Origin of the sequence: Rahnella sp. CG8, assembly GCF_023701875.1 — a bacterium.
GTDB classification, from domain to species: domain Bacteria; phylum Pseudomonadota; class Gammaproteobacteria; order Enterobacterales; family Enterobacteriaceae; genus Rahnella; species Rahnella aceris.
This window is the reverse complement of sequence record NZ_JABAED010000056.1, coordinates 1-9746: the sequence shown is the minus strand read 5'-3', so window position 1 is coordinate 9746 and position 9746 is coordinate 1. Positions and strand designations below refer to the sequence as shown.

Annotated in this window: 11 protein-coding genes; 4 read left to right on the top strand and 7 right to left on the bottom strand. The window is 51.8% G+C overall.

Going from position 1 to position 9746, the window contains the following annotated elements; all coding sequences use genetic code 11:
* Nucleotides 1-115: 115 nt before the first annotated feature.
* The 6 genes from kdsA to hemA form a co-directional block, all read right to left on the bottom strand.
* Nucleotides 116-970 (bottom strand): 3-deoxy-8-phosphooctulonate synthase, encoded by an 855-nt coding sequence (kdsA, locus tag HGO41_RS25400; protein ID WP_015689950.1) that lies wholly within the window; start codon nt 968-970, stop codon nt 116-118.
* Between the two features lie 95 nt (nt 971-1065).
* Complete coding sequence (gene sirB1, locus HGO41_RS25395; protein ID WP_013575584.1) at nt 1066-1875, bottom strand: invasion regulator SirB1; 810 nt, start codon at nt 1873-1875, stop codon at nt 1066-1068.
* Nucleotides 1876-1877: 2 nt separating this feature from the next.
* Entirely contained in the window at nt 1878-2267 is a 390-nt protein-coding gene (locus tag HGO41_RS25390; protein WP_013575585.1) for a SirB2 family protein, read from the bottom strand.
* A 19-nt stretch (nt 2268-2286) separates the two neighbouring features.
* Nucleotides 2287-3156 (bottom strand): peptide chain release factor N(5)-glutamine methyltransferase, encoded by an 870-nt coding sequence (prmC, locus tag HGO41_RS25385; RefSeq protein ID WP_013575586.1) that lies wholly within the window; start codon nt 3154-3156, stop codon nt 2287-2289.
* On the bottom strand, nt 3156-4238 hold the full coding sequence (gene prfA / locus HGO41_RS25380) for a peptide chain release factor 1 (RefSeq protein ID WP_013575587.1): 1083 nt from the start codon (nt 4236-4238) through the stop codon (nt 3156-3158). Before prfA ends, prmC begins: the two co-directional genes overlap by 1 nt.
* Nucleotides 4239-4270: 32 nt before the next feature.
* On the bottom strand, nt 4271-5533 hold the full coding sequence (gene hemA / locus HGO41_RS25375; protein WP_013575588.1) for a glutamyl-tRNA reductase: 1263 nt from the start codon (nt 5531-5533) through the stop codon (nt 4271-4273).
* Between the two features lie 262 nt (nt 5534-5795).
* Here hemA and lolB point away from each other — a divergent pair, with 262 nt between their 5' ends.
* The 3 genes from lolB (at nt 5796) to prs (ending at nt 8394) form a co-directional block, all read left to right on the top strand.
* A complete protein-coding gene (gene lolB, locus HGO41_RS25370; RefSeq protein WP_013575589.1) occupies nt 5796-6419 on the top strand; it encodes a lipoprotein insertase outer membrane protein LolB in 624 nt (207 codons plus the stop codon).
* A gap of 1 nt (nt 6420) precedes the next feature.
* Nucleotides 6421-7284 (top strand): 4-(cytidine 5'-diphospho)-2-C-methyl-D-erythritol kinase, encoded by an 864-nt coding sequence (ispE, locus tag HGO41_RS25365; protein ID WP_013575590.1) that lies wholly within the window; start codon nt 6421-6423, stop codon nt 7282-7284.
* A 162-nt stretch (nt 7285-7446) separates the two neighbouring features.
* Nucleotides 7447-8394: a ribose-phosphate diphosphokinase gene (gene prs, locus HGO41_RS25360; RefSeq protein ID WP_013575591.1), complete on the top strand. Its 948-nt coding sequence runs from the start codon at nt 7447-7449 to the stop codon at nt 8392-8394.
* A 122-nt stretch (nt 8395-8516) separates the two neighbouring features.
* Here prs and ychH read toward each other — a convergent pair whose 3' ends face one another.
* On the bottom strand, nt 8517-8795 hold the full coding sequence (ychH, locus tag HGO41_RS25355) for a stress-induced protein YchH (protein WP_013575592.1): 279 nt from the start codon (nt 8793-8795) through the stop codon (nt 8517-8519).
* A gap of 292 nt (nt 8796-9087) precedes the next feature.
* Between ychH and pth the strand changes: the two genes are divergently transcribed.
* Complete coding sequence (gene pth, locus HGO41_RS25350; RefSeq protein WP_037034067.1) at nt 9088-9678, top strand: aminoacyl-tRNA hydrolase; 591 nt, start codon at nt 9088-9090, stop codon at nt 9676-9678.
* Nucleotides 9679-9746: the final 68 nt, after the last annotated feature.

Sequence of the window (9746 nt, the reverse complement as noted above, 5' to 3'; positions counted from 1 at the left end):
ATGCGAGGGAAGTGAGAGAAAAAAGGTCGAAATATCCCTTAAAAAACAATGCCGGTCACCTTAAGTGACCGGCATTAACCCGGAGGTCGCCTTTGTTTTATCTGAATAGGTCAGATTACTTGCTGGTATCGAGCGCCGGGAAGCTTTTCACCAGATCGTCGATGGCTTTCATCTGAACCAGGAACGGTTCCAGTTTATCAAGCGGCAAGGCTGACGGACCGTCGCATTTCGCGTGAGCAGGATCTTCGTGCGCTTCGATAAACAGACCGGCGATACCTACCGCCATACCGGCACGAGCCAGTTCAGCAACCTGAGCACGACGACCGCCAGAAGCAGCGCCGAAAGGATCACGGGTTTGCAGTGCGTGAGTCACGTCGAAAATCACCGGATGACCGCCCGTAGCATTGATCATCACATTCATGCCCAGCATGTCGACAACCAGATTGTCATAACCGAAGTTACTGCCGCGATCGCACAGAATCACCTGATCGTTGCCGCCTTCTTTAAATTTGTCGACGATGTTGCCCATCTGACCGGGGCTGACGAACTGTGGTTTTTTCACGTTAATTACTGCGCCGGTTTTCGCCATGGCTTCAACCAGATCGGTCTGACGCGCCAGGAATGCAGGTAACTGGATCACATCAACCACTTCAGATACAGGCTGCGCCTGCCAGGATTCATGCACATCGGTGATGATTTTCACGCCGAATGCTTTTTTCAGCTCCTGGAAAATTTTCATACCTTCATCCAGGCCCGGACCACGGTAGGAATGAATAGATGAGCGGTTGGCTTTATCGAAAGACGCCTTGAACACGTAAGGAATGCCGAGTTTCTGCGTCACAGTGACGTAATGCTCGCACACACGCATCGCCATATCGCGCGATTCCAGTACATTCATCCCGCCGAACAATACAAACGGCAGATCGTTGGCGACTTTGATGTCCTGAATGCTAACCACTTTATGTTTCATGCTTTGGCCTTTTTAGTGATAAATCCTTCACCCGAAAATAACATAACTCATTGTTATATCATAACTTTTCGAATGTGACGTAAGGTAAGTATAAATTAGTGCAACGTAACTTGTTTGTGCTCAATCGAATGGATCTGCACTTTAATCACTTCTGAAATCGGGTCTTCCGGACACTGCTCAACAAAATAATTGAGATCAGAAATCGCCACATGGTCGCATTCCAGCTGAGCATAAATCAGCCCGCGATCGCGGATTTCATAGGGGTCTTCCGGGTCAAACTGCAATACCGTTTCACTGGCGCGCAGAGCCAGTTCGAACTGTTTTTCTTCCATCAGCGCGGCTTTCAGCGTATCAAGCATTTTGCGGACGATCAGCGTGTTTTCCGCTTCTTCCAGATCGTCATCTTCTATTTCCGCCATTACGCCCAGATTGCCTTTCAGCCATACGCTGAGCATATGCTCATTGAGCGTATCTCCGTTGATCGGATTAAGCAGCCACATTTCTTCGTCGAGCCAGTCAGCACGCAAGATAAGCTGAGTGGGGAAAATCACCGGCATCAGCGGCAAACTCAGTTCATGCGCAATGTGCAGAAAAATCACCCCCAGTGAAACCGGTGTGCCCTGACGCGAAGACAGCACTTTGTCGATCCAGATAGCATCAGACAGACGATAAACGCCGCCAGCGCCCCCAAAACCCCAGGTGCGGTAAAACAGTTCAATCAACACTTCGAGCTGCTGATCCTGATCAAGCTCTTCAGGAACGACACGGCGGGCTTCATCGACCAGTGACTGTAACTGGTGGCGAACGTCGTCCGCATTGAAATCGAAACGCACGGCTTCCGTTACTTTGATCACCCCGGTACTGAGCCGGGCGGTGTTAAATTCAAAATCAGCAAGGGTACTCATAGTTATCCCATTAGCAGCGGTATTTTCGTCAGCGCCAGTTTAAGAATCAGATACAGGCAAGCGAGCGCCAGAATAAAGGCCAGCCAGCGGATGTTCTGACTGACTGGTCGCTTGCTCAGGGCCACAAAACCCAGCGCGATATAGATAATAACGCCAAAAATCTTTTCGGTCAGCCAGGTTCCCTGAGGGCTGAACGGATAAAAGTGTGTGATGAAGATAAGCGAAATACCACTTAATAACAGCACTGTATCCACAATATGGGGAACAGTCTTCACCCAGCGTTTCTGCATCATAGCAGAACCTGCCCATTTCCAAAAAAATCGTAAAACAAACAATGCAATACTCAGGGTTATAGTGAGCAGATGCAGATTCTTGATCCAGACATATACCATTGTCCGTTTCCTTTGAAATTTAAATTCTAACCAATTGATTTTCTTCTGATCCGTGTAGCGGCTCCCACTGCCCGAGGCTGACACGATCGTTATCGCCATAATCTTTTACCGTCGCGATATGCTGATAACCGGCATCGCGCAATAACGCCTGCACGTCAGTCGCCTGCTGCCAGCCATGTTCGAGCAGTAACCAGCCGCCTTTGTGAAGATACGCGGGTGCCGCCTGAATAATATGCGCCAGATCAGCCAGACCGGCATTTTCTGCCACCAGCGCGCTGGCGGGCTCAAAACGTACATCACCCTTCGCCAGGTGCGGATCGGCGGCATCGATATACGGCGGATTACTGGCTATCAGCGCGAAACGTTCACCGGCTACCGGTGAAAACCAACTGCCCGGCAAAAATCGCGCATTCAGGATATTCAGCTTTTGCGCGTTGTGTTGGGCGAGGCGTACAGCATCCGGTTGCAGATCGACACCGGTAACCTTGCAATCCGGGCGTTCACTGGCCAGCGCCAGTGCAATCGCACCGGTTCCTGTGCCGAGATCCAGTATGCTGACGGGTTGAGAAGGCAGACGGATCAACGCCTGTTCCACCAGGCATTCGGTATCAGGACGGGGAATTAATGTCGCGGGAGAAACAGACAGTGGCAGCGACCAGAATTCTCGCTCGCCGGTCAGATAGGCAACGGGTTCGCCCTGCTCACGTCGCGCAAGCAGAATTTCCAGTTGTTGAAGTTGTCCGGCTGTCAGCAGCGTTTCGCCAAAAGCCATAATAAAAGTTCTTGCCCGGCCGGTCACAAAACCAAGCAAGATTTCAGCATCCCGCTTCGGGCTTTCACCCGCAGCAAGACGGCGGGTGGCATCACGCAGCCAGGACTGAAAATCCATCAGTCCTGCTCAGATAGCGCGGCGAGTTGATCGGCCTGATATTCCTGCACGATCGGCTGGATCAGACTGTCCAGTTTACCTTCCATCACTTCATCCAGACGGTAAATCGTCAGGTTGATGCGGTGATCGGTAACACGCCCCTGCGGGAAGTTGTAGGTACGGTTGCGATCAGAACGGTCGCCACTGCCGAGCAGGTTACGGCGCGTCGAGGCTTCTTCTGCCTGACGTTTTGCCACTTCCGCAGCACGGATACGCGCGCCCAGCACGGACATCGCTTTGGCTTTGTTTTTGTGCTGTGAACGTTCATCCTGACATTCCACCACGATACCGGTTGGAATGTGGGTAATTCGAATCGCGGAATCCGTGGTGTTAACGTGCTGTCCGCCAGCGCCGGATGAGCGGAAAGTATCAATGCGCAAATCGCCGGCGTTGATTTCCGGCAGCTCGGCTTCCGGAATTTCCGGCATCACGGCAACGGTACAGGCGGAGGTATGAATACGCCCCTGAGATTCGGTTTCCGGTACACGCTGAACGCGGTGGCCGCCTGACTCAAATTTGAACTGGCCGTAAGCGCCCTCACCACTGATTTTGGCGATCACTTCTTTATAACCGCCGTGTTCGCCTTCGCTGGCGCTCACGATCTCTACACGCCAGCGACGCATTTCGGCGTAGCGGCTGTACATACGGAATAAATCACCGGCGAAAATAGCCGCCTCGTCACCGCCGGTTCCTGCACGAATTTCCAGGAAACAACCGCGTTCATCGTCCGGATCTTTTGGCAGTAACAGAACCTGTAACTTTTCTTCGAGTTCTTCGATATTGGCTTTGCACTCTTTGATCTCATCCTGCGCCATTTCGCGCATCTCAGGATCGTCGAGCATCATCTCAGCAGTTTCTAAATCTTCCTGTGCCTGACGCCAGGCAAGAAAACATTCAGAAACAGCCGTTAACTGTGAATATTCGCGGGAAAGACTGCGGAATTTATCCTGATCGGCAATGACGCCGGCATCGCCAAGCATCGCCTGCACTTCTTCGTGGCGCTCTTGTAACGCTTCCAGTTTGGCAACAATAGAAGGCTTCATGCGTGGTGTTTAACCCTGTGAGAAAAGGAGAACTATTGCTGACCCAGCCCGAGGCTGTCGCGTAAAATTTGCAAACGCTCCACATCACCGTCGCTGGCTGCCTGTTGCAGAGAACGGGTTGGTGCGTGAATAAGGCGGTTTGTCAATTTGTGGGCTAATTCATGGATCACCGCTTCGACGTCAGCGCCCTGCGCAATGGCGGCAAGAGCTTTTGCTTGTGCGTCGGCGCGAATAATATCAGCACGCGAGCGATAATCACGAATAATTTCAACGGCTCCCTGCGAACGCAGCCAGGCCATGAAGTTTGAACTCTCCTGCTCAACGATAGTTTCAGCCTGAATGGCCGCCGCTTTGCGTTGTGCAAGATTGTTTTGAATGATGCTGTGCAGGTCATCGACGCTGTACAGATAGGCGTTCGCCAGTTTGCCGACTTCCGGTTCGATATCACGCGGAACGGCAATATCCACCATCAGCATCGGCTGGTTACGGCGGGCTTTTAACGCGCGCTCGACCATGCCTTTACCAATAATCGGCAGCGGGCTGGCGGTAGAACTGATAATAATGTCCGCTTCAGCGAGGCGGGAATCGATATCCTGCAGACTGATCACTTCTGCGTTCACTTCCGTCGCCAGCACCTGCGCACGTTCACGCGTACGGTTGGCAATCATCATGTGGCGGACATTATGCTGATGCAGATGACGCGCCACCAGTTCGATGGTTTCACCCGCACCGACCAGCAAGACGGTTAGCTCAGAAAGGGATTCGAAAATCTGGCGTGCCAGAGTACAGGCCGCAAACGCAACAGAAACGGCGCTGGCACCGATATCAGTTTCAGTACGCACACGCTTGGCCACGGAGAAAGATTTCTGGAACAGACGCTCCAGTTCACCGGAAACCGCCCGTCCGTTTTGCGATTCGGCGAAGGCTTTTTTAACCTGCCCCAAAATCTGCGGCTCGCCTAACACCAGTGAATCCAGTCCACTTGCCACGCGCATCAGATGGCTGACGGCTTCATTATCATGATGCCAGTACAGGCTTTTGCGCACTTCATCTTCACTCAGATGATGGTAATCGCATAACCACTTAACCAGTTGCTCCTGCAGGTTTTCCTGTTGCTCAACGCTCAGATACAGCTCAGTGCGGTTGCAGGTAGACAACACGACACCGCCCTGCACCAGCGGTTGCTGGAGCAGACTGGAGAGCGCCTGATCGAGGGTCTCGGGTGAAAATGTTACCCGTTCACGCAGAGACACCGGGGCGGTTTTGTGGTTGATACCTAATGCAAGCAGGGTCATAGGGAGAGCGATTATCGGCTTATACTTTATAATAGTATGGGTTTACGTCTGTTGGGCATTCTACAAGATGCGCGAGATCAATAAAAGGCGAACAGCATCTTCGGTTAAATCCTTTTACACATCAGCATTGTCCCAAAACCTTTCAATCGCCGATCATCTGCACAGGGTTGAGATCACCCCTCGCGCGGGCTGTGCTAAACTGACGCACGCCACATTTGCCCTGGCATCCCATTTCGCCAAAGCACAAAGGATTTTATCTGTTATGCCAATGCGTAAAGCACACTTTGTTCGCCTTCTTCCTCTTGCAAGCTTAGTCCTTGCCGCCTGTTCGATTAACGCGCCGAAAGGCCCGGCGACCAGCCCGACTTCACCGCAGTGGCGTGAACACGAAGCTCAGGTTAAACAACTCGAGCATTATCAGACCCGCGGTTCTTTCGCTTATCTTTCCGATAAACAGAAAGTCTATGCCCGCTTCTTCTGGCAACAATATTCCCCTGACAGCTACCGTTTATTGCTGACCAATCCGCTGGGCAGCACGGAAATGGAATTAAAAGTGCAAAGCGGTATTGCGCAGTTGACCAACAATGAAGGCAAGCATTACACCAGTGATAATCCGGATGACATGATCCAGAAACTGACCGGTATGTCGATTCCGCTGGCTAATCTGCGTTTGTGGATGCTCGGTTTGCCGGGTGACGGCACCGATTTCACCCTCGACAGTCAGTACCGCCTGTCACAAGTTAAGTTCACGCAGAACGGAAAACCAGGCACCGTGGTGTATCAGAGCTATGACGAGGATGCCAAACCGTCCCTGCCGCAGCGTCTGGAAATGACCCAGGGAGAACAGCGTATCAAGCTGAAAATGGATAACTGGACGCTAAACTGAGATGACGCAGCAATGGTGGCCTTCTCCGGCTAAACTCAATTTGTTCCTTTATATCACCGGCCAGCGCCCGAATGGCTACCATGATCTGCAGACACTGTTTCAGTTTGTGGATTACGGTGACAGCCTGAGTTTTAAAGTCCGCGACGACGGCGATATCGTGCTGACCACGCCAGTTGAAGGCGTTGCAGATGACGAGAATCTGGTGGTACGCGCCGCCCGTCTTCTGCAACAGCACGCGGGCACGTCTCAGGGGGCAGACATTACCTTGCAAAAACGAATTCCAATGGGCGGCGGTCTGGGCGGCGGTTCTTCCAACGCCGCCACTGTGCTGGTGGCACTGAATGCGATATGGAATTGCGGCCTTTCTGATACCGAACTGGCTCAGATGGGTGTGACGCTGGGCGCGGATGTGCCGGTCTTTGTGATGGGCCATGCTGCTTTTGCTGAAGGGATTGGCGAGATTTTGCAGCCGGTCGAACCGGCGGAAAAATGGTATCTGATCGCCCATCCGGGTGTCAGCATTGCGACGCCGGTGATTTTCAGCGATCCGCAACTGACCAGAAATACACCAAAACGCACTGTAAATGTGCTTTTAGACACGCCTTACGCAAATGATTGCGAACCGATTGCGAGAAAACGTTTTTACGAGGTTGAACAGCTACTTTCTTGGCTGTTAGAATACGCGCCGTCGCGACTGACCGGAACGGGTGCCTGTGTGTTTGCGGAATTCGACACCGAGTCTGCCGCCCGTCAGGTTTTAGACAAAACACCATCGTGGAGTCGGAGTTTTGTCGCACAAGGTGTTAATATCTCGCCGTTGCACCGTTTTCGTGACGTCTGGTTGAGAACTGCGGGCAAAGCGTAGAGAGTCACGGTAGTTTTGTGTCTGTTCTTTGCCAGCCAATTATTCAACAGATTTAAGTAGTAAGATTTAGAAGTATCGTGAGCATAATGCTTTGGTACCGCTCACCGCCCGGTGGTGCCAAAAGCCAATGTCTTCCCTGGACGCAAGCCTGAGGTTCTTCTCGTGCCTGATATGAAGCTTTTTGCTGGTAACGCCACCCCGGAACTAGCACAACGTATTGCCAACCGTTTATACACCAGCCTTGGTGACGCCGCCGTCAGTCGTTTCAGCGACGGTGAAGTAAGCGTGCAAATTAACGAAAATGTACGTGGCGGAGATATTTTCATTATCCAGTCCACCTGCGCGCCTACTAACGATAACCTGATGGAACTGGTCGTAATGGTTGATGCCTTACGCCGCGCCTCCGCTGGTCGTATCACAGCCGTTATTCCTTACTTCGGCTATGCACGTCAGGATCGCCGGGTGCGTTCTGCCCGTGTGCCTATCACCGCTAAAGTTGTTGCTGACTTCCTGTCCAGCGTCGGTGTTGACCGTGTTCTGACTGTAGACCTGCATGCAGAGCAGATTCAGGGCTTCTTCGATGTCCCGGTAGACAACGTGTTCGGCAGCCCTATTCTGCTTGAAGACATGTTGCAACAGAACCTGGAAAACCCGATTGTGGTTTCTCCGGATATCGGCGGTGTTGTTCGTGCCCGTGCTGTGGCAAAACTGCTGAACGATACCGATATGGCTATCATTGATAAACGTCGTCCACGCGCAAACGTTTCTCAGGTGATGCACATTATCGGTGACGTCGCTGGTCGTGACTGCGTACTGGTTGATGACATGATCGATACCGGCGGCACGCTGTGTAAAGCTGCCGAAGCACTGAAAGAACGCGGTGCTAAACGCGTATTCGCGTATGCCACCCACCCGATTTTCTCCGGCAATGCAGTGGAAAACATCAAAAACTCCGTCATCGACGAAGTGATTGTCTGTGACACCATCCCGCTCTCCGCTGAAATCCGTGCACTGAAAAAAGTGCGTACCCTGACCCTGTCAGGCATGCTGGCTGAGGCTATCCGCCGCATCAGCAATGAAGAATCCATTTCTGCGATGTTCGAGCATTAATCATTATGCCCCTGTTTTCAGGGGCATTTTGTTTTGACAGAACCTGAAATGCAAAAACCGTTATCGTGTGAGCGACAACGGTTTTTTTATTACCAAAGAAGCCAGATTACAGCCTGATAAACTCAGGAATGACGGTGTGACTTACCGTTCGTGCAGCGGGAATCAAAGTGACGAACCCACCAGTACCTGTCTGCAACACGCTCCTGTCCACCGACTCTGGCTCCCGCCAGCCATAAAATGGCGCCGACGAAGATGCTACCAATTGCGCCATGCGCTAAAAATTGTGGTAACCCCAGTTCAGGCATCTGATTCAGGATGGAATAACCAACACCACCGACCATTGTGAGCAAACCGAGTCCCATCAGGCCATTGCCGATTATTCTTGCGGTTTTACGTTTCATAAGTCACCTCCAGTTGTCGATAGTCTTAGCATCACTGCTGTCTTGTCTTTTCCTGCCTTTAACTATAGACGTCCCATCCGGTTCACTTTGCGGTCACGATCACAGACAGAGAACATTGAATGACAAATCTTTACGTTTTCCAGTCAGATACGTTCGGAAAGTGAATAGTCAGACACGTAAACTATTCAAAATCTGGCACATCAGGCGGGTTTGCCCTGTCTGATATTTGGCACAACCCAAAGTGGCAGGTAAACTAGCGCGCTAAACCTCACCGGATAAAGAAGCGAACATCGTGAGCAGCATTAAATTGATCGTTGGACTGGCCAATCCCGGCGCAGAATACGCCCAGACCCGCCATAATGCCGGCGCCTGGTACGTCGACCTTCTCGCCCGCCAGCACAACCAGCAACTGAAAGAAGAAAGTAAGTTTTTTGGTTATACCGCCCGCCTTTCTCTGGCCGGTCAGGACGTCCGTCTGCTGGTGCCGACCACCTTTATGAATCTGAGTGGCAAAGCGGTTCTGGCGATGGCGCAGTTCTATCGCATTGAGCCAGATGAAATTCTGGTCGCGCATGACGAGCTGGATATCCCGCCGGGCATGGCGAAAATCAAGCTGGGTGGGGGTAACGGTGGCCACAACGGCCTGAAAGATATTCAGAGTAAATTCGGTAACAACCCGAACTTCTACCGTCTGCGTATCGGTATCGGGCATCCTGGCGATAAAAGCAAAGTGGTGGGATTTGTGCTCGGCAAGCCGCCAGCCAGTGAACAAAAGCTGATTGACGACGCGATTGATGAGTCGCTGCGCTGTACTGAGTTGCTGATGAAAGAAGGTTTGGAAAAAACCATGCGTCGCCTGCATACCTTCAAAGCTGAGCTTTAACCGCCGCTTTTGACAAGAGTGTTAGCCAGGTGCAAAAGAATCGAGCCTGGCTAACACCTGAAATTTTA